Annotated in this window: 22 protein-coding genes and 1 pseudogene; 5 read left to right on the forward strand and 18 right to left on the reverse strand. The window is 62.8% G+C overall.

All coding sequences use genetic code 11. The features are described 5' to 3' along the window. Positions 1-136: 136 nt before the first annotated feature. The 11 genes and pseudogenes from P3T22_RS14970 to bamE all read right to left on the reverse strand — a co-directional run bounded on the left by P3T22_RS14970 (position 137) and on the right by bamE (position 13,941). A complete protein-coding gene (locus P3T22_RS14970; RefSeq protein ID WP_429325395.1) occupies positions 137-3,334 on the reverse strand; it encodes a YadA-like family protein in 3,198 nt (1,065 codons plus the stop codon). Between the two features lie 6 nt (positions 3,335-3,340). After that, positions 3,341-3,451: pseudogene (locus P3T22_RS14975) on the reverse strand (ESPR domain-containing protein); the annotation flags it as partial. A gap of 553 nt (positions 3,452-4,004) precedes the next feature. Beyond that, positions 4,005-4,421 (reverse strand): CopD family protein, encoded by a 417-nt coding sequence (locus tag P3T22_RS14980; RefSeq protein WP_429325340.1) that lies wholly within the window; start codon positions 4,419-4,421, stop codon positions 4,005-4,007. A 125-nt stretch (positions 4,422-4,546) separates the two neighbouring features. Continuing rightward, positions 4,547-5,818 (reverse strand): glutamate-5-semialdehyde dehydrogenase, encoded by a 1,272-nt coding sequence (locus tag P3T22_RS14985; RefSeq protein WP_429325341.1) that lies wholly within the window; start codon positions 5,816-5,818, stop codon positions 4,547-4,549. 282 nt (positions 5,819-6,100) lie between these two features. Beyond that, positions 6,101-7,222 carry a DNA polymerase III subunit delta gene (gene holA / locus P3T22_RS14990; protein WP_429325342.1) on the reverse strand — a complete coding sequence of 374 codons (1,122 nt, stop codon included), beginning with the start codon at positions 7,220-7,222 and terminating at the stop codon, positions 6,101-6,103. Between the two features lie 85 nt (positions 7,223-7,307). Continuing rightward, positions 7,308-7,859 (reverse strand): LPS assembly lipoprotein LptE, encoded by a 552-nt coding sequence (gene lptE / locus P3T22_RS14995; RefSeq protein WP_063497338.1) that lies wholly within the window; start codon positions 7,857-7,859, stop codon positions 7,308-7,310. 92 nt (positions 7,860-7,951) lie between these two features. After that, positions 7,952-10,546, reverse strand: coding sequence for a leucine--tRNA ligase (leuS, locus tag P3T22_RS15000; RefSeq protein ID WP_429325343.1), 2,595 nt, complete (start codon positions 10,544-10,546; stop codon positions 7,952-7,954). A gap of 270 nt (positions 10,547-10,816) precedes the next feature. Continuing rightward, a complete protein-coding gene (locus P3T22_RS15005; RefSeq protein ID WP_429325344.1) occupies positions 10,817-11,254 on the reverse strand; it encodes an ExbD/TolR family protein in 438 nt (145 codons plus the stop codon). 24 nt (positions 11,255-11,278) lie between these two features. Continuing rightward, entirely contained in the window at positions 11,279-12,007 is a 729-nt protein-coding gene (locus tag P3T22_RS15010; protein WP_429325345.1) for a MotA/TolQ/ExbB proton channel family protein, read from the reverse strand. Between the two features lie 96 nt (positions 12,008-12,103). Then, positions 12,104-12,901, reverse strand: a complete 798-nt coding sequence (dapB, locus tag P3T22_RS15015) for a 4-hydroxy-tetrahydrodipicolinate reductase (RefSeq protein WP_429325346.1) — start codon at positions 12,899-12,901, stop codon at positions 12,104-12,106. 203 nt (positions 12,902-13,104) lie between these two features. Then, the gene (bamE, locus tag P3T22_RS15020; protein ID WP_063497343.1) at positions 13,105-13,941 is read right to left on the reverse strand and encodes an outer membrane protein assembly factor BamE domain-containing protein; all 837 of its coding nucleotides are present in this window, start codon (positions 13,939-13,941) and stop codon (positions 13,105-13,107) included. A gap of 158 nt (positions 13,942-14,099) precedes the next feature. On the opposite strand from bamE, the gene fur reads away from it, so the two are divergent. Next, on the forward strand, positions 14,100-14,534 hold the full coding sequence (gene fur / locus P3T22_RS15025) for a ferric iron uptake transcriptional regulator (RefSeq protein ID WP_063497344.1): 435 nt from the start codon (positions 14,100-14,102) through the stop codon (positions 14,532-14,534). A 170-nt stretch (positions 14,535-14,704) separates the two neighbouring features. On the opposite strand, the gene P3T22_RS15030 is transcribed toward fur, so the two are convergent. The 3 genes from P3T22_RS15030 to P3T22_RS15040 form a co-directional block, all read right to left on the reverse strand. Continuing rightward, positions 14,705-15,217, reverse strand: a complete 513-nt coding sequence (locus P3T22_RS15030; RefSeq protein ID WP_063497345.1) for an ureidoglycolate lyase — start codon at positions 15,215-15,217, stop codon at positions 14,705-14,707. Between the two features lie 13 nt (positions 15,218-15,230). Next, complete coding sequence (gene alc / locus P3T22_RS15035) at positions 15,231-16,241, reverse strand: allantoicase (RefSeq protein WP_429325347.1); 1,011 nt, start codon at positions 16,239-16,241, stop codon at positions 15,231-15,233. Positions 16,242-16,374: 133 nt separating this feature from the next. Next, on the reverse strand, positions 16,375-17,703 hold the full coding sequence (locus P3T22_RS15040; RefSeq protein ID WP_063497347.1) for a C4-dicarboxylate transporter DctA: 1,329 nt from the start codon (positions 17,701-17,703) through the stop codon (positions 16,375-16,377). A gap of 228 nt (positions 17,704-17,931) precedes the next feature. Between P3T22_RS15040 and P3T22_RS15045 the strand changes: the two genes are divergently transcribed. Next, complete coding sequence (locus tag P3T22_RS15045) at positions 17,932-18,624, forward strand: FadR/GntR family transcriptional regulator (RefSeq protein WP_063497348.1); 693 nt, start codon at positions 17,932-17,934, stop codon at positions 18,622-18,624. An 86-nt stretch (positions 18,625-18,710) separates the two neighbouring features. Here the strand turns inward: P3T22_RS15045 and gap are convergent, their stop codons facing one another. Further along, complete coding sequence (gene gap, locus P3T22_RS15050) at positions 18,711-19,721, reverse strand: type I glyceraldehyde-3-phosphate dehydrogenase (protein ID WP_063497349.1); 1,011 nt, start codon at positions 19,719-19,721, stop codon at positions 18,711-18,713. Positions 19,722-19,816: 95 nt separating this feature from the next. Then, positions 19,817-21,838 (reverse strand): transketolase, encoded by a 2,022-nt coding sequence (gene tkt, locus P3T22_RS15055; protein ID WP_063497350.1) that lies wholly within the window; start codon positions 21,836-21,838, stop codon positions 19,817-19,819. Between the two features lie 487 nt (positions 21,839-22,325). On the opposite strand from tkt, the gene speE reads away from it, so the two are divergent. The 3 genes from speE to P3T22_RS15070 all read left to right on the forward strand — a co-directional run bounded on the left by speE (position 22,326) and on the right by P3T22_RS15070 (position 24,711). Then, positions 22,326-23,423: a spermidine synthase gene (gene speE / locus P3T22_RS15060; RefSeq protein ID WP_429325348.1), complete on the forward strand. Its 1,098-nt coding sequence runs from the start codon at positions 22,326-22,328 to the stop codon at positions 23,421-23,423. 114 nt (positions 23,424-23,537) lie between these two features. After that, positions 23,538-23,951, forward strand: coding sequence for a VOC family protein (locus P3T22_RS15065; protein ID WP_063497351.1), 414 nt, complete (start codon positions 23,538-23,540; stop codon positions 23,949-23,951). 19 nt (positions 23,952-23,970) lie between these two features. After that, positions 23,971-24,711 carry a 16S rRNA (uracil(1498)-N(3))-methyltransferase gene (locus P3T22_RS15070; protein WP_063497352.1) on the forward strand — a complete coding sequence of 247 codons (741 nt, stop codon included), beginning with the start codon at positions 23,971-23,973 and terminating at the stop codon, positions 24,709-24,711. A 101-nt stretch (positions 24,712-24,812) separates the two neighbouring features. On the opposite strand, the gene P3T22_RS15075 is transcribed toward P3T22_RS15070, so the two are convergent. Then, positions 24,813-25,382, reverse strand: coding sequence for a barstar family protein (locus tag P3T22_RS15075; protein ID WP_181448381.1), 570 nt, complete (start codon positions 25,380-25,382; stop codon positions 24,813-24,815). Positions 25,383-25,389: 7 nt separating this feature from the next. Beyond that, the gene (locus P3T22_RS15080; protein WP_028196427.1) at positions 25,390-25,806 is read right to left on the reverse strand and encodes a ribonuclease; all 417 of its coding nucleotides are present in this window, start codon (positions 25,804-25,806) and stop codon (positions 25,390-25,392) included. Positions 25,807-25,817: the final 11 nt, after the last annotated feature.

Here is a 25,817-nt window from a genome sequence, read left to right on the forward strand (position 1 = left end):
CTTGCCAGGCATCGATGTGCCGAGGCGCAAAAAAGGCGGGCTCCCCGAAAAGAGCCCGCCGTTCAAACCACCTACCTAAGATCGGTTCACGAAAAGCACCCAAACCGCAGCGCTTTTCGCGACCATCACCCAATGCTTACCACTGATACGACGCGCCTGCGCCGTAGGTCGTATCCGCCGCGCTGATCCCCGCGCCGACCTTGACCTTCAGGTTCGCGGTTACACGCGCCGACGCGCCCAGTGCCACGGCCTGATAGCCCTTGTAGCTGCCCCCGGCAACGCCGACTGCGAGCGTCTTGCCCGGATCGACTTCCGGAATCATCGTCAACGCGGTAGCAGCTGCAACACCGCTATAAGCGTTACGCGCGACCGAGCCCAAGCCCGACTGGAATTGACGCATGTTCACGGCGTCGGTCGGGCCTTGGCCGTCAGCGACGTTCGTGATACGGCGTTCGTTGCCCAGCGAACCCACCGATACGGTGTTCGCCTGATCGGCCACGGAGCCCGCGCCAATCGCCGCCGAGTTGTCGCCGCTCGCCTGCGCACCACCACCCATCGCGATCGCACCGCTACCGGTCGCCGTAGGGGCCGGAGCACCGGACGTGTCGATCGCCAGCGCGCTGCTGCCAGTCGACTGCTGGTTTTGCACCGCCTGGTTCAGATCGGACAATTGCTGGTTGGTCGTCCACAACTGCGAGCCGGTCACCGCGTCGGTGCTGGTCGCCGACAGTTCGCCATCCTGCAGGTTGGTCAGCTTGACCTTCGGCGCGCTGGCCGAACCGCCCAACGTCACCTGGTTGTGCGCCGCATTGTCGTACGACACCGCGTTCGCCACCGAGCCGGTCATCGTGCCGACGGTAGTCTGCAGGCTAGCGATGTCCGAGGTGTTCTGCGTTACACGACCGTCGACATTTGCGATTGCTGCGCCGACGCCGTTCACGGTCGTGCCGCCCATGCTGTACGTTGGCATCGAGATCGTGCCGTCATCATTGACGGTCGAACCGCCGCCCAAGGCGTCTGCCGTACTCTTGGCGTTTGCATGCAGTTGCTCGCCGTTCACTGCATCGCTGCTTGACGCATTGACCGCACCTGCCGCTACCCCCGTCACGACACGGTTACCCGCCGTGCCGGCCATATTGACTCGCAGGCCGTCCGTCGCCGCACCGACAAGGATGTCGCGCGAGGTCTGATCTTGCGTGACCACGCCGATACTGCCGTTGCTAATCTGCGTCTGGAGGGACGAAAGACCGTTGTCGAGCGAATCGAGTGCACCGCCGACCGTGTTCTGCGTGCCGCCCTGGACGTGATACGTCGGGCCGGTGATCGAACCGTCCGCATTCACCTGAGCATCGCCGCCGAGCGACGCGACAACTGGGCTCAACTGCCCCAGATTGACCGCGGAGCCAGCCGTCGTGCCAGCAGCAACACCGAGCAGTTCACGTGCGCCTGCGGTACCCGCAAAGTTGACGTGCGCGCCGTCCTTGTCGCTCGCAACCATCAGGTCACGTGAGGTCTGGTCCTGTTGCACCAGGCCCAGTTCGCCGTTGTTGAGCTGGTTCGTGATGTTGCTCACCGAACCTTCAACGTTCGTCACCCGCGAATCGATTTTCGTGATGTCGCCAGCGTTCTTTGCAATGTCAGTCGAATTCTGGGCGATGTCGTCTGCGTTCTTTGCAATGTCGCTCGAATTCTGGGCAATGTCGCCTGTATTCTTTGCGATGTCGCTGGTGTTCTGCGTAAGCGCTTCGCCGTTCGCCGCCACGTCCAGGTTCGTCTTGTTCAGCTGCGAGCCATTCACCGCGTCGCTGCTCGTCTCGCTCAGCGTGCCATCTGCAATACCCGTCACCACGCGGTTGCCCGCCGTGCCGGCCATGCTGATCTGCAGACCGTCCGTCGCTGCACCAACCGTCAGGTTACGCGTGGTCTGATCCTGTTGCACCAGGCCCACTGCGCCGCTGTCGAGCTGTTTCGTGATGTCGCTCACCGAGGCGGCAACGTTATCGATCGCGTCAGCGTTCTTCGTGATTGCATCGGTATTCTGCGCAATCGCGTCGCTGTTCTGGGCGATGTCATCTGCGTTCTTTGCAATGTTGCTGGTGTTCTGCTCCACGGTCTCGTTCGTCGCAAACAGTTGCGAGCCGTTCACCGCATCGCCGCTCTTTGCATTGAGCGCACCGGCTGCTACACCCGTCACCACCCGGTTGCCCGCCGTGCCGGCCATGCTGATCTGCATACCATCCGTCGCCGCACCAACCGTCAGGTTGCGCGTGGTCTGGTCCTGTTGCACCAGACCAAGTTCGCCGTTGTTGATCTGGTTCGTGATCTCAGTCACCGAGCCTTCAACCGTCTGCACACGCGAATCGATCTTCGTGATGTCGCCTGCGTTCTTCTCGATATCACTCGCGTTCTGCGCGATGTCGTTGGTGTTCTTCGTGATCGCTTCGCCGTTCGCCGCCACGTCCAGGTTCGTCTTGTTCAGCTGCGAGCCGTTCACTGCGTCCGTGCTCGATACCGACACCTCACCAGCCTTGACGCCCGTGAGCGTCGTACCCGATGCGCCGCCGAGCGAGATCTTGTCCTTCGTCGTATCGTCGTAGGCGACGAATGAGTTCGTCGCATTGCCGTCCGTGTCGATTTTCAGGCCGGCTGCCTGCAATTGCGCGTAGTTCACTGCATCGGTGCCTTGCGTACCTGCTGCGACGTTCACGATCTGGCGTTTCGCGCTCGTGGAGCCCACGGACACTGTGTTGGCGCGGTCTGCGAGGGCATTCGCGCCAAGGGCGACAGCGCCGGTGGCGCTGGCAGTGGTCGAAACGCCAAGTGCCATCGCATTCTCTTCGCTCGCAACGGACGAGGTGCCAAGGGCAACAGCGCTGGCGCCACTGGCGCTAGTCAAGGCGCCCAAGGCGATGGCACCCAGACCCGATGCATTGGCCGCATCACCGCCAGCGAACGACGAATTGCCGGACGCATTGGACCCTTGTCCAAGTGCGACCGAGGCAATTCCGCCTGCCACTACGTTAGGACCGAAGGCCACGGCATAGCTCGCGGTTGCGCTGCTGTTCAAACCGATTGCAACCTGACCGTACCCATCTGAATAACCACTCGTTTTTTTCCCGGAAACGGAGGTGCCAATACCAATGCCACTGGATGTGCTGCGATTCCCGATCGCGATCGAGTTCGCCCCTTGGGCTGAGGCGCAGCTAGTGTCGGACTGGCCTGCAATTGCGATACCAGAGACTTCAATGGTGCTGGTACTGGCACACGCACCGAGCTCTGTCCCCCTACCGGTAGCCGTAGCATCCAATGACGCTCCAGAGCCCGTCACCAACATGGCGATCACCAAAGCCTTCTTGCTCACGCTCGACTTGCCGCGGCTCCTTGTCACTTCAGACGCGGCGACATACGTCCCGGTGCTTTCATTCCATACGCTCTTGTACGACTTGTTCATGATTTCATCCTTCTGAATATCAGTTATGGGTTTTGATGTCGCGGGAGGTGTCTTACCGAAGTCCTGCGCGCGTCACTGAGTAGCAGAAGGATTAAAAATAGGGCCGTCGCAATTGGCATTTTTTGGCCATCCCATTAATCCTTCTGGAATGAAACCACTATATGACCGGGCAATTCTCAAATTAATAGGACAGCTCTTAAATCCTGATGTGATGATAGGAATGCACCTACGACAAATTGACAAAAATAGGACTCACGAACAGGAAGCTGTCTACTGCGTATGGCTGGCAGACAATGGACACACGGAGGGACTCAGCGCAAGTGCACGAGCGATGTCACGCTCAGATTAAGAATAACCTGAACGAATCACCTACTACGGAAGCACTTTGACGGGAAGAGATTGGCGCAAAAACAGCCAAATTAAATCAACACTTCTTGATGAATGCCAACCACCCAACATTCGATTATTGAATCGCATCCCGCACGATGTTAAACACCGCGCAGGCGGATAAACAAATCCCATCAGAAAAAATAAATAGGAGAATTCCTATTTATTAAAATGGCTTAATCACAACCAACGCCACTGCCGCCAGCATCCCCAACACGGGCAGTTCATTAAACATCCGATACCACTTATCCGAGCGGCGATTCTCGCCACGCTCGAACGTCCGCAGCAGCACGCCGCAGTACGCGTGGTAGATGATCAGCAACACCACCACGCCGACCTTCGCGTGAATCCAGCCCTGCCCGCGTCCGATGCCGATCGCGAGCCACAGCCACAGACCGCAAGCGAGCGCCGGCACCGCGATAAACGTCATGAAGCGGAACAGCTTGCGCGCCATCGTCAAAAGGCGCGCCGTGGCGGCGGGTTCCGTCTCCATCGCCAGATTGACGAAGATGCGCGGCAGATAGAACAGGCCGGCAAACCAGGAAGCAATCAGAACGATGTGAAACGTCTTTACCCAAAGCATCAGCGGTCCTCGTACTGCTTGTCAGCGTGGAAATGAACAGGGGCCACCAGGGCGCTGAAGGGAAAGCCTGGGTCCGTCCGAGAGATGGCGGCAGCGCGTCGACAGTGCGTCGGCAACGAACCACGTTATTGCCGGCCCTCGCCATGCCCCAGCACAATGTATTTCAGCGACGTCAGCCCTTCCAGCCCCACCGGCCCACGCGCATGCAGCTTGTCGTTCGAGATGCCGATCTCCGCACCCAAACCGAATTCAAAGCCATCGGCAAAGCGCGTCGACGCATTGACCATCACGCTCGCCGAGTCGACTTCGCGCAGGAAACGCATCGCGCGGTCATGGTCTTCGGTGACGATCGCGTCGGTGTGCTGCGAGCTGTAGGTGTTGATATGGTCAATGGCCGCATCGAGGTCGTCCACCACCTTGATCGCCAGCACCGGCGCGAGATATTCGGTGCGCCAGTCTTCTTCGGTGGCCTCGACGAGCGGGCCCACGCCCGCATCCGACAACACCGCGCGCGCTGCCGCGTCCACGCGCAACTCGACTTCCTTGTCGCGATACAGCTTGCCCAAAGGCGGTAGCACTTCAGCCGCAATGCCACGCGCTACCAGCAGCGTTTCCATCGTGTTGCAGGTGCCGTAGCGGTGCGTCTTGGCGTTATCGCAGACGGTCAACGCCTTCGCCACATCCGCGCGATCGTCGACATATACGTGGCAGATGCCGTCGAGATGCTTGATCATCGGCACGCGCGCGTCGTTCATCAGCCGCTCGATCAGGCTCTTGCCGCCACGCGGCACGATAACGTCGACGTATTCGGTCATCGTGATCAGCTTGCCGACCGCGGCGCGGTCCGACGTGGCCACAACTTGCACTGCGTCCTGCGGCAAGCCGGCGGCTTCCAGCCCTTCGCCGATCAGCTTGGCCAGCGCCGTATTGCACTCCAGCGCTTCCGACCCGCCGCGCAGGATCGTCGCATTGCCCGACTTCAAACACAGCGCGGCCGCGTCGATCGTCACGTTCGGACGCGATTCGTAGATGATGCCGATCACACCGAGCGGCACGCGCATCTGACCGACCTGAATGCCGCTCGGCCGATACTTCAGATTGCTGATCTCGCCAATCGGATCGGCCAGCGCGGCGACTTGCCGCAAGCCTTCGACCATCGTCCCCAGCGCCTTGTCCGACAGCGTCAAACGGTCGATGAACGCAGCGTCGAGCCCTTTCTCGCGTGCACGCGCGACGTCGCGCGCATTGGCATCCTTGAGCAACGCAGCATCGCGTTCGATTGCCTGAGCGACGGCCGCAAGCGCGGCGTTCTTCGCCGCCGTCGACGCCCGCGCCATCGCACGCGATGCGTGGCGGGCGCGGCGGCCGAGGTCGGTCATGTACTGGTCGATATCCATGGTGATTCTCATAGCGCCGCGCACGTCGAGGTGCGGCGGACAGGCAAAATTAGCGATAGATCAAACGATTGTAAGTCGGGTGGCGGAGCTTTGCTTGACGCGGTGGCCGGAGTGGCTGAGGTGAAATCCTTTGCGCCACCAACGTCGACGCTGCGGGACCTGGTACTGCGCCGACATAGACTGTGACGCGTCTGGATGCCTGCTGCTAGTTGGGAAAACCTCGCCGGCCCCTCGTCAACCTGTCAACCTCATCAGCGACTTCAGCTGCGCCGATAGTCCAGATCAGACTGGCCTTCGTGCTGGTGCGGCCACCGCAGAGCGAGGTCGCGGCGGCGGCACGGGCGCCGCCTTTGCCGGCGACGCCACCGTCATCGCCAGTTCGAACAAGCCGGCCCACGGATCGGGCGGCGGATCGTTGCGATGATTGCCCGGCGTGCCGCCGGACAATCCCTTCACCTGCCGATCCAGCCGCGCCGCCAAAGCGAGCGCCTTTTCAAGCGCGCTTTCCGTGACACGCGACAGCGCCGGCCCGATCAGCCGCTCACGCGGCCCCCACACACGGTTCTCGCGCACCAGCATCGCGAGCGGCTTGCCCGCCGCCACGCCGCGCTTGATCCGCAATAGCGTCCGCACTTCTTCAACCACCGCCCACAGCACAAGCACCGCTGCCTCACCCTCGCCGCGCAGGCCGTCGAGCATGCGTGACAAGCGACCGACATCGCCCGCCAGCATCGCCTCGTTCAGCTTGAAAACGTCATAACGGGCGACGTTCAGCACAGCGTCCTGAATCTGTTCGAAGCTCAGCGAACCAGCCGGATAAAGCAGCCCGAGCTTCTGGATTTCCTGATGCGCCGCCAGCAGGTTGCCTTCAACACGTTCGGCGATGAACGCCAGCGCGCGGCGCCCTTCTTCACCGGCAACAACCCGCTGGCCTTGAACCGCGAGCCGTTGACCAACCCAATTCGGCAACTGCGCGCGCTCGACCGGATCGATCTTCAACGCGACGCCGGCATCGGACAGCGCGGTGAACCATGCCGATTTTTGCGTGGCCGCATCGAGCCTCGGCAGCGTGATCATCGTCAGCACGTCGTCATTCACGGCGGCGGCCAGCGCCTTCAACGTCTCCGCGCCTTCCTTGCCGGGCTTGCCGGACGGAACGCGCAATTCGACCAGTTGACGATCGCCGAACAGCGACATCGACTGACTCGCGCCAAGCAGCGAACTCCAGTCGAAACCACGCTCGACGGTGAACACCGAGCGGTCGGTAAAACCGGCTGCACGCGCCGTCGCCCGAATCCGGTCGCACGCTTCCTGCGCGAGCAGGTGCTCGTCGCCGTACACGACGTACAGTCCGGCGAGTCCCTTCGCGAGATGCGCTTCGAGCGCGTCAAGTCGCAGTTGCATGGCTACCGATCGGCGAGGTTAAACGAGTGCATAAGCGAATGCATGAGCAAGTGCTGCAAACAAAAACGACGACACAGCGCGACGCTCACAGCGGCGGCGGCGGCAACGGCGCGCGCGGCGCAACCGACGGCACCTGCTGACCCGGCCCCGGATGCAGCGAGCGCACCAGCGACAGACGGCGCGTCAGCTGGTCGATCGCGTCGTTTTCCATGTCCGCGAACAGAAGGTCGGCTTCCGCAGCCTTGGCCTGCGAGAACTGGTCGCTGTAGGTCATCGCGCGGTTCAGCGCGATCACGCTCGCCGGAATCAGCACCGTACCGTCCTTGCCAACCAGCGTATAGGTCATCGAGAGATTCATTGCATATTCTTCGACGACACCCAGCGAGTTCAGCGTAAGCGTACTGACACCGCGGCCTTCGGTGATCTGCAACGTTGCGTCCGCATTCGCTACGGAAGTGACCACAACCGTGTCGCTGCCGCCCTGCACGAGGCGGGTCAGCCGCGCGCCGGCCGCTGCCGAACCGCCGGAGATATAGAGTCGTTTGAATGCGTAGTCCTGCTGGCCGCGCAGCTGGAAGCCACAGGCGGACAACATCAGCACGCTGCACACCAGCGTCAATAACGATCTGCGAGTCACGTTGGCTCCTGGTTCGCAGTAAATTCCGCGGCGAGAGACAAGCGCCGCCATGCGCGACGGCGTCCTGCCTGCTGTCATGTTTCGGTGGGCTGTCAAACGACCACGTTCACGAGACGGCCCGGCACCACGACGATCTTCTTCGGTGCCTTGCCTTCGCTGAACTTCTCGACCGCCTCATGCGCAGCGGCGAGCTGTTCGATCGCTTCACGCGTCGCGTCTTTCGCCACCGTGAGCGCGCCGCGCACCTTGCCGTTCACCTGCAGCACGAGCTCGATTTCGGCCTGTTCGAGCGCCTGCTCGTCGACCTTCGGCCATGCTGCGTCGAGCAGCGAGCCGAATTCGTCGGCGTAACCCAGTTCCTGCCACAACTGGAACGTCTGATGCGGCACGACCGGGTACAGCACGCGCAGCATCACGCTGTACGTCTCGCGCAGCACTGCCGGTTGCGCGCCCTTCGCGCTGTCGAGCGCGTTGAGCATCTTCATCGCCGCCGACACCACCGTGTTGTACTGCAAACGCTGATAGTCGAAGTCGGCCTGCTTCAGCACGCTGTAGATCTCGCGGCGCAGCACCTTGTCGACTTCGCCAAGTTGCGCGGCGTCGAACTTACCGCCGGCGCGCAGCGCAGCTTCGTTCGCGTGACCAAAGCTCCACACGCGGCGCAGGAAGCGGCTCGCGCCTTCCACGCCCGAACCGGACCATTCGAGCTGCTGCTCGGGCGGTGCGGCAAACATCACGAACAGACGCGCGGTGTCCGCGCCGTGTTGATCGATCAGCAATTGCGGATCGACGCCGTTGTTCTTCGACTTCGACATCTTCTCGACGCCGCCAAGCACCACCGGCTGGCCGTCCGAGTTCAGCACGGCGCCGACGGGGCGGCCTTTGTCGTCGAACGAGACGGTGACGTCGGCCGGGTTGTACCAGGTCTTCTTACCCGCTTCGTTTTCGCGGTAATAGGTTTCGTTGAGCACCATGCCCTGCGTCAGCAGGTTCTTGGCCGGCTCGCCGAAGTTGACCAGACCCATGTCGCGCATCACCTTCGCCCAGAAACGCGAGTACAGCAGGTGAAGAATCGCGTGCTCGATGCCGCCAATGTACTGATCCATCGGCGCCCAGTAATCGGTGCGCTCGTCGACCATGGTCTTCGCGTCCGGCGCCGCGTACCGGTAGAAGTACCAGGACGAATCGACGAAGGTGTCCATCGTGTCGGTTTCGCGCTTGGCCGCGCCGCCGCAGGTCGGGCAGGTGCAGTTCACAAACGCTTCAGACTTCGCGAGCGGATTGCCCGTGCCGTCCGGCACGAGGTCTTCCGGCAGCACCACCGGCAGATCTTTTTCCGGCACCGGCACGTCGCCGCAGGTCGGGCAGTGGATGATCGGGATCGGCGTGCCCCAGTACCGCTGGCGCGACACGCCCCAGTCACGCAGACGCCACGTGATCTGCTTGTCGCCGAGGCCGAGTTCTTTCAGATCGGCGGCGATCGCGTCGACCGCCTGCGTGTAGTTCAGGCCGTCGTACTTGCCGCTGTTGATGCAGACGCCGCCTTCCTTCTCGCCGTACCATTCCTGCCAGGCTTCGGTGGAGAATTCCTTACCCTCAATCGCCACCACCTGCCTGATCGGCAGACCGTATTTCTTCACGAACGCGAAGTCGCGTTCGTCGTGCGCGGGCACGCCCATCACGGCGCCTTCGCCGTAGCTCATCAGCACGTAGTTGCCGATCCATACTTCGACCTGTTCCTGCGTCAGCGGATGCGTGACGTAGAAGCCGGTGCCCATGCCCTTCTTTTCCATCGTCGCGACATCGGCTTCAGCCACACCGCCGCGCTTGCATTCCTCGATGAAGGCTTGCAGTTCCGGCTTGTCTTTGGCGAGACGCGTGGCAAGCGGATGCTCGGCGGCGATCGCGCAGAAAGTCACGCCCATGATCGTGTCGGCACGCGTGGTGAACACACGCAGCAGCTTCTGTTCGCCGTCGATTTCATACGGGAAGCCAAAGTTCACGCCGAAGCTCTTGCCGATCCAGTTCTGCTGCATGATCTTGACGCGCTCGGGCCAGCCGAGGCCTTCGAGGTCGTTCAGCAGCTCATCCGCGTACTGCGTGATGCGCATGTAGTACATCGGGATTTCGCGCTTTTCGATCAGCGCGCCCGAACGCCAGCCGCGGCCGTCGATCACCTGCTCGTTGGCGAGCACGGTCTGATCGATCGGGTCCCAGTTGACGGTGCCGGTTTTCTTGTACGCGATGCCCTTTTCGAGCATCTTCAGGAACAGCCACTGGTTCCACTTGTAGTAATCGGGGCTGCAGGTTGCGACTTCGCGCGACCAGTCGATCGCGAGGCCCATCGACTGCATCTGCTTCTTCATGTAAGCGATGTTGTCGTAGGTCCACTGCGCCGGCGGCACGTTGTTCGCCATCGCGGCGTTTTCCGCCGGCATGCCGAACGCGTCCCAACCCATCGGCATCAGCACGTTGTAGCCGTTCATCCGCAGATAGCGGTACATCACGTCGTTGATCGTGTAGTTGCGCACGTGCCCCATGTGCAGCTTGCCCGACGGGTACGGCAGCATCGAGACGCAATAGAACTTGGGCTTATCTGTGGTTTCCGACGTCTTGTACGCGTCGATGGCGCGCCATTGCCCTTGCGCAGCGGCTTCGACGTCGGAGGGAACGTATTTTTCGTGCATGGTGTGATGGGATCGCTGGGTTCGGTGCTTTCGCACCGGGCCTGGTGCTCTGCTGGATGAAATGGCGTCGTTTCCCCTTCTGCAGGGGAAAGGGCTGATTATACCGTTCGCGGACGGGTGCGCCGCGGTGCGCGGTGCGCGGGGGCGGCAGGGTTGAGCCGGAGCGGGGCCGATGCGGTGACGTTACCGTCTGGCTCGGTGCGGTAACGGTAACGGCAGCAGTAACGGCGACCCAACTGGCTCGTGCCCGGTGACACGATGCGAGCGTTGCTATTTGCTTGCCGCGGGCGGCGGCGGGTCCGTCACGAAACCGATCCGCTCGAGCCCGGCCTGTTGCGCTGCGCCCATCACCTGCGCGATCACCTCATAGCGCGTGGAGCGCTCGGCGCGCAACTGGATCTCCGGCTGGTCGGCCTGCCCTGCCTTGCCCGCTTCCACGAATCGCGCACGCATCTGCTGCAGCGTGATGACATTGCCGTTCCAGTACAGCTTGCCGGCGGCGTCGATTGAAAGAGAAATGGTTTGCGGCGTTTGCCGCGCGGGCGCTGCCGCGACTTTGGGCAAATCGAGCCGGATCGCGTGCGTGAACAAAGGCGCGGTAATGATAAAAATCACCAGCAGCACGAGCATCACGTCGATTAACGGCGTCATGTTGATCTCGGCCATCGGCGCGGCCGTCTGCTTTTTCTCGAGTCCGCCGAATGCCATGTCGCCTCCTTCCGTCTTCCAGTCTCAGCGGTGCGTCTGGTGGGTGCGGGCGGGGGCTTGCTGAGGCTGCGGCTGGGGGCGGGGCTGATCCGCCGGCGCGCACACGTAGACGTGCAGATCGTGCGCGAAGCCGTCGAGTTCCTCCGACAACTGCCGCACCATCCGCCCGAGCACGTTATAGGCAAGCACCGCCGGAATCGCAACCACGAGGCCGAAAGCCGTCATGATCAGCGCCTCGCCGACCGGTCCCGCGACGTTCTCGATCTGCGCCTGGCCGCTCGCCGCGATGCTGCCGAGCGCATGATAAATGCCCCAAACCGTGCCGAGCAGGCCGACGAACGGCGCCGTGCTGCCCACCGAGGCCAGCAGCACCTGGCCGAACTCGAGCCGCCGCTGCGACGCGTTGAGCGCCTGACGCAGCGCCCGCAATACCCGCTCGCCGCGCTCGACGCGGGCGAGCAGCGCGCCGGGAATGTCCACTTCAGCCGCGTGCAGCGCGGCCTCGGCGAGCGGCGTGAAGACGCGCTCCCGGTCCACGCGCCTCATTGCCGCGACACCGTCCGACAAGGTCGACGCCTGCCAGAACTGCGCAATCGCCGGCACGGCCTGACGCCTGGCGCGTGTGAGGATCCAGCTTTTGACGATCAGAAAGCACCAGCTCGCAATCGACATAGCCAGCAACACATACGCGACGCCATGCGTGATCGCGTCGCTGGTTTCCAGGTAATGGATGATGCCGCTGCTGCCTGCCATCTGACCTCGCCGTTGGAAAGTGCTTAAAGGGTTGCGCGTTGCGCGAACGGACGTTCAGGGGAGCAAAGCGGGGCCGCAACCGGCCCCGTGACACGCTCAACGCAGGCCGAGCACGTCCTGCATGTCGAAGAAACCCGTATCGTGGCCTTCGAGGAAACGCACAGCACGAAGCGCGCCTTGCGCGTACGACAGTCGGCTCGCCGATTTGTGCGTGATTTCGATACGCTCACCGATGCCGGCAAACAGCACCGTATGGTCGCCGACAATGTCGCCGCCGCGAATCGCCGAAAAGCCGATCGTGGACGGATCGCGTTCGCCCGTCACGCCTTCGCGGCTATAGACCGCGCAGTCGTCGAGATCGCGGCCGAGCGCATGGGCGATCACTTCGCCCATGGTCAACGCCGTGCCGGACGGCGCGTCGACCTTGTGACGGTGATGCGCCTCGATGATTTCGATGTCGTAGCCGGTCGCGAAATGCTTCGCGGCGTATTCGAGCAGCTTCAGCGTGACATTGACGCCCACGCTCATGTTCGACGCAAACATGATGGCGATCTTGTCCGCCGCGGCGCGCAGTTGCGCTTTCTGCTCGCTATCGAAACCGGTCGTGCCGATCACCATTTTGACGTTGTGGCGCTGCGCGGCTTCCAGATGCATCAGCGTGCCTTCGGGCCGCGTGAAGTCAATCAGGTAATCGGATTCGGCGAACACGCGCTCGACGTCGTCCGTCAGCAGCACGCCCGTCTGTTTGCCGAGAAACGCGCCGGCGTCCTGACCGAGTTGCGGGGAGCCCGCACGGTCGAGCGCGCCGGACAGCGTAGCTTCGGGGTGGTTGAGGACGGTTTCGATGAGCATCCGGCCCATCCGGCCCGATGCGCCAGCAATGGCAATTTTCATGGCTACGAGGGTTCGAAAAGGGGTAAAACGCGGCAAATCCCGGCAAACGCGGGCAAAAGCGGCGGCGGGCAGCACGCCCCGGCGCCACGCCTACTGGAACAGCAACGGCCAGCACCGGTACAGCAGAAAGGCTGACGGGCGCTGCGCACGGTGCATTCCGACGCAGCGCCCGTCTTAACCGTCCCAAGAGAAGGACAGCGTGCTTAGCCGCCCGTTCCCGTAGTGGACGAAGTAGACGTCAACGGCGCGTTATGCGTCGGGCCGCCGTTATTGCTTTGCGGGCCCGTCGGTCCCACCGGGTTTTCCTGCGTACCCGGAACCTGCGGCGGCGGCGGACGATGGAACTGGAACTGCGGCTGCCCGGCGGCCGTTGGGCCTTGCGGCGGAACCCCGCCACCGTTGGCGGTCGGCGCGGTAGAACGCACCGACGACTGCCTATTGCCCGACGGCGCTTGCACGGCGTTGGTCAGCCGATTCGCGGCCTGCGCGGCTTCGGCGTTGGCGTCCGTTGACGGCACGGCCGCTGCTGCGGCGGCGTCGACGGACGGCGAAGGCGTGGTGTCCACGGCAGCCGGCGCCGCGGCTACCGGCGCGCTAGCGCCAGTTGCCGCGCTTGCCACGTTCGGGACGGCAGCCTTCTTCTTGCCGAGCTTGTCACCGTCGATTTCCGCCAGCAACTCGAGGTTGGAAGGCAGATCGTCGCCACCCGACCAGCTGGCGACGCGGTCGCCCGCGAATATGATCACGAAGTCGCGCTGTTGCACGACGTTAGTCGAACCGCGCTTGAAATAGAACACGTAGTCCCAGCGGTCCGCGTGGAACATGTCGGTCAGCAAGGGCGTGCCGAGCAACTGCTTCACCTGCGCGCGCGACATGCCGACCTGCAGCTGTGCAGCCGCTTCTTTCGAGACGAAATTGCCTTGCACCACCGTAATACGGTACGGCGTAATGCTCTGGGCAACGCGCTGCGTCAGGCTGTCGTAGGTGGAACATCCGGCAAGAACCGCGACAGTCGCAACAGCGATCAAGGTACCCCGCATGCGGCTCCCCCGGTAGATCAATTGAGATTTTGAAATCATTTCACTCACCGTGCGGGCCCGCTGACGAGCCGCGCGAGTTTCATTCCATCGAAGATGACCAGAACGGCAAAAACACATTACTATGAGAGCCCAGCATTGTACTCTAGGGATCCCTTGTCATGACCAATCCAACCGATCTCAAGAATATCGGGCTCAAGGCGACCCTTCCGCGCCTCAAAATCCTTGAGATTTTCCAGCACAGTGCGGTGCGCCATCTGACTGCAGAAGACGTCTACCGCAACCTGCTGCACGAAGAACTCGATATCGGCCTCGCAACCGTGTATCGCGTGCTGACGCAGTTCGAACAGGCCGGCCTGCTGTCGCGCAGCAATTTTGAATCGGGCAAAGCGGTGTTCGAATTGAACGAAGGGTCGCATCACGACCACCTCGTTTGCCTCGATTGCGGGCTCGTCGAAGAGTTTTTCGACTCCGAAATCGAGAGCCGTCAGCAATCCATCGCGAAGGAACGCGGCTTCAAGCTGCAGGAACACGCGCTGGCGCTGTACGGCGCGTGCACCAAGGAGGATTGCCCGCATCGTAAGCACCAACGTTGAATTGATGCAATGCCGGCCGCGTCGGGGTGCGCGGTTCGGTGGGCAACGAGAAAACCCGGCCGATGAAAATCGGCCGGGTTTTTTTATGTGTGCGGCGCTGCGGCCGCGCCGGGAGGCTAGCGCCTCTTTGCATGTGCGGCGTTGCTTTGCCGCCGCGTTGCGACTCCAGCCTACTCCGCCAACTCGACACTCGCCTCAAACAGCAGCCGCCACGGCTCGGCTAACGACAATTCATCGCAGTTGGGCTGCTCGCCGCCACGATCCACCACCACAAAATCGCTCACCTGATCGAGCGCAAGCAGCGGATGGTGCCAAACGCCTTTGGCGTAGTTCACGCCCTGCCAGCCGTCGCTCCAGAAGGCACGCATTCGCGCCGAATCGAGCTCGCCCGCCGGCGCGACGACCACCAGATAGCGGCGCGCCGTTAAGGGAATGAAAGCCTGACTGCCCAGCGGATGCCGCTCCATCATCGTGATTTCGATCGGCAGCGCGCGAGGCTGCGCCCGAAACAGATTGATCAGCGGCCGGCCGCCGTTCTCCGTCACGTCGACGTTCGCGAGGTCGTGATAGCGCTCGGTCGTGCCGCCGTTAATCGGGAAATGGCGCGCGCCGGCCAGTTCGATGACGTCGCCGAACGGCGCGAAGGCCGCGCGCGTCAGACGTTCCACATGCAAGGTCTTCATCGATGCAACTCCGTTATGCGAGCTCGCCCCACAAGCGCAGGCGCGACACGCCACCGTCCGGGAAGATGTTGAAACGCACGTGCGTCACCGGCCCGAGGGACGCGATGCCATCCGCGAATGTGTGCACGTGGTCCATCTGCAGCTTCTGTTCGCTGAGCAGCACCGGCCAGAACATCGCCTGCGTGACGAGCGAATCGTCCGTGCCGCCCGTCACCGAGGCCGCCTGAAGCGAACAGCGATCGGGGTAATTGCCCTTGAAGTGCGCCGTGTCCACTTCGATCTTGTGAATCACGCCCGGCCGCGCGAGCGCGACGATCGCCCAGTCGTTGCCCGGCTCGCGGCGGCGTCGCGTTTCCCAGCCATCGCCCATATTGACGCCGCGGCCCGGCATCAGCATCTGCGAGGCCGGCCCGAAGTGCTGGTTGTTCGCGGCGACAAGGTATGCGCCGTTTTCGATCGCGGCGAGATCCAGCAGCGTGCCGCGCTCGACGAGCTCCCAGTCGCGCTTCGGCTGGCCGTACACACGCAGACGCGCGAGACCGCCGTCCGGATACAGATTCACGCGCAGATGGGTGAAGGCGCGGGCGTCGTTCACTTCGATGTAATGGTGCTGGTTGCCCTGCAACGTGGTGGCCGGCACGAGTGTTTGCCAGTCGGCATTGTCGGGCGGAACGTCGCCGTCCACGTAGCACGCGTCGATCGACGCGGCCGGCGGGAAGTTGCCGGTGAAGTGACTCGTGTCCAGATCGACGCCGTACACGACGCCCGGCCGAGCGAGCCGGATCACGCAGTAGTCGTGGCCGGTGGTGCGCTTGCGGCGGGTTTCCCAGCCGTCCATCCATTTGCCGTGGTCATCGTATTTACCGGGAATGAACACCGCCGGCTGCGGCTCGAGCATGCGTTCTTTCGGCGCGAAGAATTCATCGCTCGCGTAGAGCGCCTGCGCGCCCAGACGCGGGTCGGCGAGGTTCATGTAGCGACGGGTGAAGGCGGGTGCGTTGGGGTCGAGGATCGGATTGGCCATAGTCTCGGTCAGGCAACGAAAAGTGAGGGAGAGCCGGCGGAGTCAGCGCATCCGCCGGGGCATAACGCACGCCGCGTTGGCGCGCTATTGAATAGCAATGAATCTGGCGACAGTGCAACGTGCTCGCGGCGGGTCAGACGGCCGGTACGTGTTCGCCGGCAGTGGACTCGACGCCCACGTCTTCGCCCGCGGGCACGTAGCGCAGCGCTTTGTCACCATTCAGCACGCGATGAGCGCGCGCCCGGTCGATATCGTTTTCCCACACGGCAACCACCACCGTCGCCACGCAGTTGCCGATCAGGTTGGTCAGCGCGCGGGCAATACCGACGAACCAGTCGACCGGCAGAATCAGCACGAGGCCGAGCACGGGGATCGCAGGAATCGCGGACAGTGTCGCGGCCAGAATCACGATGGCCGAGCCGGGAATGCCGTGCGCGCCCTTCGACGTCACCAGCGACACCAGCACCACCACGATCAGGTCATGGATGGACAGCGGCGTGTTGGTCGCCTGCGCGATGAAAATCACAGCGAGCGTCAGATAGATGGAGAAGCCATCGAGATTGAAGGAGTAACCCGTCGGAATGACAAGCCCGACAGTCGAATCCTTGACGCCCATCCATTCGAGCTTGCGCATGATCTGCGGCAGCACGGCATCTGAAGAAGCCGTACCGAGCACGATCGACAGCTCTTCGCGCAGATAGCGGATCAGCTTGAAGACGCTGAAACCGGCCAGACGCATCACGATGCCCAGCACGACCGCCACGAACACGAAACAGCTCGCGTAGAACACCAGCACCAGCATGCCGAGTTGCTTGAGCGACTCGACACCGTAGGTGCCGGTCGTGAACGCGATCGCGCCGAGCACGCCGAGCGGCGCGAGCTTGATGATGAAACCCATCACGCGAAAGAACACCTGCGAAAGCTCGTCGATCAGGCTGCTGACGCGCTGCGCTTTATTGCCCAACAGCGATAGCGCGGAGCCGAACAGCACCGAAAACACGAGGATTTGCAGGATGTCGCCGGTCGCGAAGGCATTGATCGCCGTGTCGGGGATGATCTTCAGCAGAAAGCCGGCCGTGTCCTTGAGGCTCTTCGCGTGCTCCGTATAGGTCGACAGCGAAGCGGGGTCGAGCGAATGCAGGTTGATGTTCATGCCGACACCGGGCCGCGTGGCGTAGGCCAGCAGCGCGCCGATCACGAGCGCAATCGTCGTCATGACCTCGAAGTAGATCACCGCCTTCAGGCCGACGCGGCCGACTTTGCGCAGATCGCCGGCATGCGCCATACCGCTCACCACCACGCAGAAGACGATCGGACCGATCACCATCTTGATCAGCTTGAGAAAGCCGTCGCCGAGCGGGCGCAGCGATTGGGCGAAATGCGGGAACACGGCGCCGACCACGATACCTGCCACCAGCGCTATGACGACCCGGCCAAACAGCGAATTGAAGAATTTCAACACGGCTTCCTCCTGGTTACGATACACATCTGTTCAGACTGGTCCGACCAGTTCTGTTATCTCGAATAGTAGGAAGCCGATATACTGGCGTCAAGGATTCTAATCACGGTGTTTACCCGTTCCTTTCCCAGCGTTCCGGGGCCGGATTGTGCGCGTGTCACGACGCCCGTACGGGCGTTCAGAACGCGTATTACAATGCTGGTCAGACCGCAAACACCCAGGTGAGCCACGATGAAAAACGTTCCGCATACCGTCACCGATGCCGCCATTGCGACCATCCGCGAACGGATCGAAGGGGGCGTCTATCCGGTGGGCAGTTTGCTGCCGGCGCAGCGCCAGCTCTCCGAGGAACTGGCGATCAGCCGTGCCTCGCTGCGCGAGGCGCTCTCAACGCTCGAAGCGCTCGGTCTGCTGATGATCCGTCCTGGCAAGGGCGTTTATGTTGAGAGTGCGCAGGCCGCGGCGGCGCAACCGTGGCGCTTCGCGGCGCAGTCGTCGCTGCCGGATACGTACCAGATGCGCTTCGCACTGGAAGGCTTTATCGCGCGCATGGCGGCGCTGGCTGTCACCGATTCCGACCTCGCCTGGTTCGAAGACAACATCACGGCCATGCAAACGGCGCTCGCCTGCGATGAACTCGACGAAGCCGCCCGCCTCGACTACGACTTCCACATGCGCATCGTGAGCATTGCCGGCAACGCGGCGATCGAGTCGATCCTGAGCAGCGCCGCGGAAATCATGAAGGAAAGCCAGCGGATGCCGTTTTACCGGCGTGAACTGGTGCTGTCCACGTACACCGAGCATCGGGCGATTCTCGATGCGCTCAAGGCACGCGATTCCGCAGCCGCCGGCAAGGCGATCGAAACCCATATTTCGAACGCCGCGCAGCGCGCCGGCGTCTATTTCCCGACGCCGCAGGCGTAAAAAAACCGCTCCGAGGAGCGGTTTTTTGCAGTTGCCTTGCCACCGGCCCAAGACCAGCAGCAGAGGCACACGAAGCTAGACCAAGCTTACTTCGCGTTGGCCAGCGCCACAGCCGTATCCAGCATGCGGTTCGAGAAGCCCCACTCGTTGTCGTACCAGCTCGACACCTTCACCAGACGGCCCGACACCTTGGTCAGCGTCGCGTCGAACGTCGACGAAGCCGGGTTGTGGTTGAAGTCGATCGAGACCAGCGGTGCGTCGTTGTAACCGAGGATGCCCTTCAGCGAGCCTTCCGACGCTTCCTTCATGATCGCGTTGACTTCCTCGACCGTCGTGTCGCGCGCGGCGATGAACGACAGGTCGACGACCGACACGTTGATCGTCGGGACGCGGATCGCGTAGCCGTCCAGCTTGCCGTTCAGTTCCGGCAGCACGAGACCCACTGCCGAGGCAGCACCGGTCTTGGTCGGGATCTGGCTGTGCGTGGCCGAGCGCGCGCGGCGCAGGTCTTCGTGGTACACGTCCGTCAGAACCTGGTCGTTCGTGTAAGCGTGAATCGTCGTCATCAGGCCGTTCACCAGCCCGATCTTGTCGTTCAGCGGTTTCACCAACGGCGCCAGGCAGTTGGTCGTGCACGATGCGTTCGAGATCACCGTGTCCGATGCCTTCAGGACGTTGTGGTTCACGCCGTAGACGATCGTTGCGTCGACGTCCTTACCGCCCGGCGCCGAGATGATGACCTTCTTTGCGCCGCCCTTGATGTGCGCGCTAGCCTTTTCCTTGGTCGTGAAAAAGCCCGTGCATTCCATCACGACGTCGACGTTCAGCTCGCCCCACGGCAGTTCTGCCGGATTGCGGTTAGCCAGCACGCGGATCTTGTCGCCGTTGACGACCAGGTAGTCGCCGTCCACCGAGACTTCGCCCGGGAACTTGCCATGCGCGGTGTCGTATTGCGTCAGGTGAGCGTTGGTCTTGGCATCGCCAAGATCGTTGATGGCGACGATTTCGATATCGTGCTTCTTGCCGTTTTCATAGAAGGCGCGCAGCGTGTTGCGGCCGATCCGGCCGTAGCCGTTGATTGCGACGCGAATCGTCATGGTCTATCTCCTGATGGCTGAAAAAAATCTTCCATGTGGGTCTGATTTGCGGGGATTGCCGCGCGTGGGGTCCGCGCGGCAGCCGCGAATGCAGATCAGCCCAAGGCGGCTTTGGCCGTCGCTACCACGTGCTCGACGGTGAAGCCGAAATGCTTGAACAGCACGCCAGCCGGGGCCGATTCGCCGAACGTGTCGATGCCGACCACGCCGCCTTCCAGACCCACGTACTTGCGCCAGAAATCCGTGACACCCGCTTCGATCGCGACGCGGCGCACGCCATGCGGCAGCACGCGTTCACGGTATTCGGCGTCCTGCTTGTCGAACACGGTGGTCGACGGCATCGACACGACGCGTGCCGCGATGCCTTCGCGAGCGAGCGGCTCGACCGCGTTCAACGCCAGTTCGACTTCCGAACCGGTGGCGATCAGGATGACCTTGCGCGCGACGATCTCGTCGTTCCAGTCGCGCAGCACGTAACCACCCTTCTCGATGTTGGCGATCTGCGCGTCGGTACGCTCCGAGAACGGCAGGTTCTGACGGCTGAAGATCAGGCACGACGGGCCGTGGTGCTCGACCGCGTGGGTCCAGGCCACCGCCGTTTCGACCGTATCGGCCGGGCGCCACACTTGCAGATTCGGAATCAGACGCAGGCTCGCGACGTGCTCGATCGACTGGTGGGTCGGGCCGTCTTCGCCCAGACCGATCGAGTCGTGCGTGAACACGAAAATGGACGGCGCCTTCATCAGCGCGGCGACGCGCAGCGCGTTGCGGCTGTAGTCGGAGAACGTCAGGAACGTGCCGCCGAAGGCCTTGAAGCCGCCATGCAGCGCGATGCCGTTGATCGCAGCGCTCATGCCGAACTCGCGCACGCCGTAGTTCACGTAGTTGCCGGCTGCCTTGCCTTCAGCGTTCACCCGCACCGGCTTGGCGGCCTTCCAGTTGGTCAGGTTCGAACCGGTCAGGTCGGCGGAACCGCCGAGCAGTTCCGGCAACACGGCCGACAAACCTTCGATAGCTTGTTGCGAAGCCTTACGTGTCGCGACGGTTTCCGCGCGTTCGTTCGCACCGGCGATGATGGCCTTGGCCTTTTCTTTCCAGTCGGCGGGCAATTGCTTCGCGTCGCGGCGCTTGAATTCCGCGGCTTCCTGCGGGTATTTCGCTGCGTACGCTGCAAACGCCTTGTCCCAGTCGGACTCGATGCGCGCGCCGGCTTCCTTCGCGTCCCATGCTGCGTAGACTTCCTGCGGAATCACGAACGGCTCCCACTTCCAGCCGATCGCTTCACGCGTTGCTGCGATTTCCTTGTCGCCGAGCGGCGCGCCGTGCGAGTCGTGGCTGCCGGCCTTGGTCGGCGCGCCTTCGCCGATCACGGTTTTGCAGCAGATCAGCGTCGGCTTGTCCGACAGCTTGGCTTGCTTGATCGCGGCGTCCACCGCGTCGACGTCATGGCCGACCACGTTCGGGATCACGTTCCAGCCGTACGCTTCGAAGCGCTTCGGCGTGTCGTCGTGGAACCAGTGGACCACTTCGCCGTCGATCGAGATGCCGTTGTCGTCGTAGAACGCGATCAGCTTGTTCAGCTTCAGCACGCCCGCGAGCGAGCAGGCTTCGTGCGAGATGCCTTCCATCAGGCAGCCGTCGCCGACGAACACGTACGTGTGGTGGTCGACGATTGTCGCGTCAGGCTTGTTGAATTCGGTGGCGAGCAGCGACTCGGCGAGCGCCATGCCGACCGCGTTTGCCAGCCCCTGGCCGAGCGGGCCGGTGGTCGTTTCGACGCCCGGCGTGATGCCGTATTCCGGATGGCCCGGCGTCTTCGAATGCATCTGGCGGAAGTTCTTCAGCTCTTCCATCGGCAGGTCGTAGCCGGTCAGGTGCAGCAGCGAATACAGCAGCATCGAGCCGTGGCCGTTCGACAGAATGAAACGGTCGCGATCGGCCCACTGCGGGTTCTTCGGATTGTGGCGCAGATGGCGCGACCACAGCGCCACGCCGATTTCGGCCATGCCCATCGGCATGCCGGGGTGGCCGGAATTCGCTTTTTGAACAGCGTCCATGGACAACGCGCGGATTGCGTTGGCCATCAGGGAAGTGGGTGCGGGAGACGGGGTCGTCATGTCGAGTCCGGAGACAGAGTCAGAAAGCGGTACGCGCTTGAGGCCCGGCTGCTCGAATGCCAGTCCACTTCGGCGCACGGTGCGGCGCCGGGAGACGCGAGGCGGGCAGAGCAAACGGACAAGGCTGAAAGCGTGACATTCTAACAGAACGTTCACCGGCCCCCTCGCGGGGACGCCAGCCTCGCTGCCTGGTTCGTGGCCGGGTCGGGGTTGGGTCCGGGTTGGGTCCGGGTTGGGTCCGGGTTGGGTCCGGGTTGGGTCCGGGCTGGGTCCGGGCTGGGTCCGGGCTGGGTCCGGGCTGGGCCCTAGCTGGGTCTGCGCTGGGTCCTGGCTGGCTGCGAGCTGGTTCTGGGGTGGCCGCACGCTGGTTCTTGGGTGGCCGCGCCAGTTCGAGCCGGCGCTGCATGCGGACGGGGGTCACGCCGCGCATGCGCCTTTACAATTGAGCGACACCAACCCACCGCGCTCCGAAAGGAGCCCGCCATCCGTGAGCGCTCCCCTGCTGTTCCAACCAACCGCCGACGCAGTCTACGGATTTCCGAACGCGCGGCTGCTTGCGCGCGTCGATTCGCCCTACCAGCGTATCGAGGTGTGGGACACGCCGCAGCTCGGCCAGCTATTCACACTCGATGGCCGCCCGATGACCTCGACCGGTGACGAGTTCATCTACCACGAATGCATGGTGCATCCCGCCGCTCTGGCGCATCCTTCGCCGAAAACAGCGCTGGTGCTGGGCGGCGGCGATGGCGGCGCCGTGCGGCAATTGCTGAAGCACCCCAGCATTGAGCGGATCGTGGTGGCGGAGCTCGACGCCGAAGTCGTGCGCATGACCCGCGAGTATCTACCCGAGGTACAGGGAGGTGCTTTCGACGATCCGCGCGTCGAGCTGGTGATCGGCGACGCTGCGCATTATGTCGCGGGGGCCGCCCAAGGGGGGGCTGCCCAAGCAGGGACCGCCCATGCGACGACCGCCTTGGCAACTGCGGAGACCGCAAGGGCATCGGATTCGGCTCACGCGGCAGGACAGGCTGTGGCACAGGCACACGCGGCGACGACGGCTTCGGCTTCGGCTTCGGCTTCGGCTTCGGCTTCGGCTTCGGCTTCGGCTTCGGCGGCGGCGGCTTCGGCGGCGGCTTCGGCGGCGGCCACGGCCACTATGCAGTTCGATCTGGTCGTCTTCGACCTGACGCCGCCTGACTCGCCCGCCGCAGGCCTATACACACCCGACTTCTACATGCAGCTCAAACGCGTCATGAGTCCGGCCACCGTGCTCTCCCTGCATCTCGGCTCGCCGTATTTCCACGCTGAACGCGTCGCCGGCCTGCTCGACGATCTGCGCGACACATTCGCCGTCGTGCGCACGATGCACACCTTCATCCCGCTCTATGGCTCACTCTGGATGATGGCGACCGCCAGCGACACGCTCGACCCCGCCGCCCTCGCCGTCGAAACACTCGCTGAGCGCCTTGCCGCGCGCCGAATCGCCTCGCTGAAGCATTACGACCCAGCCCTGCACGCCGGACTGTTCTCGGCTTCCCGCTCCGTGCGCGATAAACTAAGTCAATTCTTAAAGCCATCAAGCTAACGCGTGGGCAAAATGCACGGCTCGGTCGGCGCGCGCTATCGGTGCATCGATACGCGACCGACCACCTGGCCTCGCAGCATGCATCCCGCAAACCCAATAGATCCGGAGAACCCCATGACCGCCCCCCGCCCAGCCGGTGTGCCCTGGTTGACCCCCTATCTGACGGTGCGCGACGCACGTGCCGCGACCGCGTTCTTCGAAGCGGCATTCGGCTTCGAGGTACGCGATAGCGTTCAGGACGACGGTGTCGTCATGCATGTCGAGATGACCTATCAAGGCCAGCTGATCGTGATGTTCGCGCCGGAAGGCGCGTTCGGCTCGGCGGCGAAAACACCCAAAAGCGCGGGCGCGATTGCGCCGCAATCGTTCTATGTCTATGTCGACGATGTCGACGCGGTTTACACGCGGGCACTAGCCGCCGGCGCAAAATCGCTGAGCGAGCCACAGGATCAGTTCTGGGGCGACCGGTTCGCCCAGGTCGAAGATCTGGACGGCTACCGTTGGGCGCTCGCTCGCCACCTTTCCTGAACCAATGAGTATTTTTCTGATGCCTCGCTTCTTCGTCGGTACGCCTCTCAAGCCCGACGACATCATGCAGTTGCCCGATGACGTCACGCGCCACATCCTCGTGCTGCGTTTGCAGCCCGGCGATTCGATCGTGCTTTTCAACGGCGAAGGCGGCGAATACAGCGCCGAACTCGTCGAGGTCGAGCGCCGCTCAGCCAAGGTGAGAATTCACGAATTTCGCAATATCGAAGTAGAAGCGCCGTACCACCTCACCCTCGCGCAGGGCATTGCCGGCGGTGACAAGATGGACTGGCTCATCGAGAAGGCAGTCGAACTCGGAGCCTCGTGTTTCGTGCCGCTGACCACCACGCGCAGCGTCGTGCGCCTTTCCGGCGACCGCGCGCAGCGGCGTCATGTGCACTGGCAGGGCATCGTGCGGGCGTCGTGCGAACAATGCGGGCGCAATCGCCTGCCGGAAGTGATGCCGGTGCGTGAGATCGCCACCTGGCTCGGCGCGCTGCCTCGCACGCCTGAAGAAGGCGAAATGCGCATTCTGCTGTCGCCGCGCGCCAGTATCAGTTTTTCCGCGCTGCCCGCCAATCCGCCGTTCGGGCGCGTGACCGTGCTGGTCGGCCCGGAAGGCGGCTTTTCGGCCGCGGAAGAAGCCGCTGCGACCGATCACGGATTTGCCGCAGTCGGTCTCGGTCCGCGTGTGTTGCGCACTGAAACCGCGGGCATCGCCGTACTTTCGGCGCTGGCAGCACGCTGGGGCGGCTGGTAAGCCAAAAGCAAAGGCCCGCCGATCGGCGGGCCTTTCTCTTTGTTTTGCTACGGCTGGCAGTGGGTTCGGGGAAACCGCTCGGGCAACCTTTCAGGCATGCCTTACGCAAACGAATAAAACACCCGGAACGCGACCTTGCGCTCGGCCCAGAACTCGGACGCTTCGCGGAACACGTCCAGGAGCGTCTCGCGCCCTTCCTTGTCGAACTTTTGTGCGACCGGCAGTTGCTCGAGAACAATCACGAACCCGGGTTGCGCGCCTGCCTTTTGGACCAGATCCGTCAGGCAATCGTAGAGCGCGTCGTAATTCTTGCCGAAATGTTTCGGAAACAGGAACGACGTAGCAATGGTTTCCAGCACTTCCTGTTTGGACTGCGCATTCGCACAGTACGCATACAGAAAATGCTGGCCGAGTTGATGGGCCTCGTCAGCTAGATCCTGCACGCGAAACGCGCGGATCGACTGTACGATGTTCGGTCGTACGGTCTTGAAAAGACTCATGGGCTCCTCGTTCGAAGAAAGCACAGTGCCAGCTTCGCTCTGGTTATCCCGGTCCTGGTCGCCGGCGCGCATCCGCATGACGCGCTGGAACAAATTGCCCTCGCCAGCCGCGAAAAGATCCGTCGCGACTCCGGTGTCGTGCGCGTAGACGTTGTCGCTCATGCCGTTCATCCCGATGTCATTCAACAATACGATTAAAACTGGTGTAATGGTCGTCCGAGTAGTAACAGTTGTCGATCCGCTGTAGCGGACCTCCGCAGACGATGCGACGCGCCCCGCGGTTTCGTGAGCGAGGCGTGGGGACGGTGTATTCGTGGTAATAGCCGCGCCGATGCGGCGGTAGCAACCGTTCGCGATTGCCGAATACGATGCCGTCCTTCTCATACGGGTAAGGCCCACCCGCGGCAATCAAGTTCAACGTATTGACCGCTTCGCGCGGCAACTGCGCCGCCGCGATGGTGCCCTGCACCTGTGCTTGTGTATCGGCGGGTGCCGTGTAGTCGCGCGCAAACGCGCCAGGCACGGAGCCAGACAAAGCGCAGAGCGTCAAAGCACCGATCAGCACGCCTTTGATGCGTTGCCACTTGCGTGCCATGAATCAAGGTT

The organism is Paraburkholderia sp. GAS348 (genome assembly GCF_050434205.1).
Taxonomy (GTDB): domain Bacteria; phylum Pseudomonadota; class Gammaproteobacteria; order Burkholderiales; family Burkholderiaceae; genus Paraburkholderia.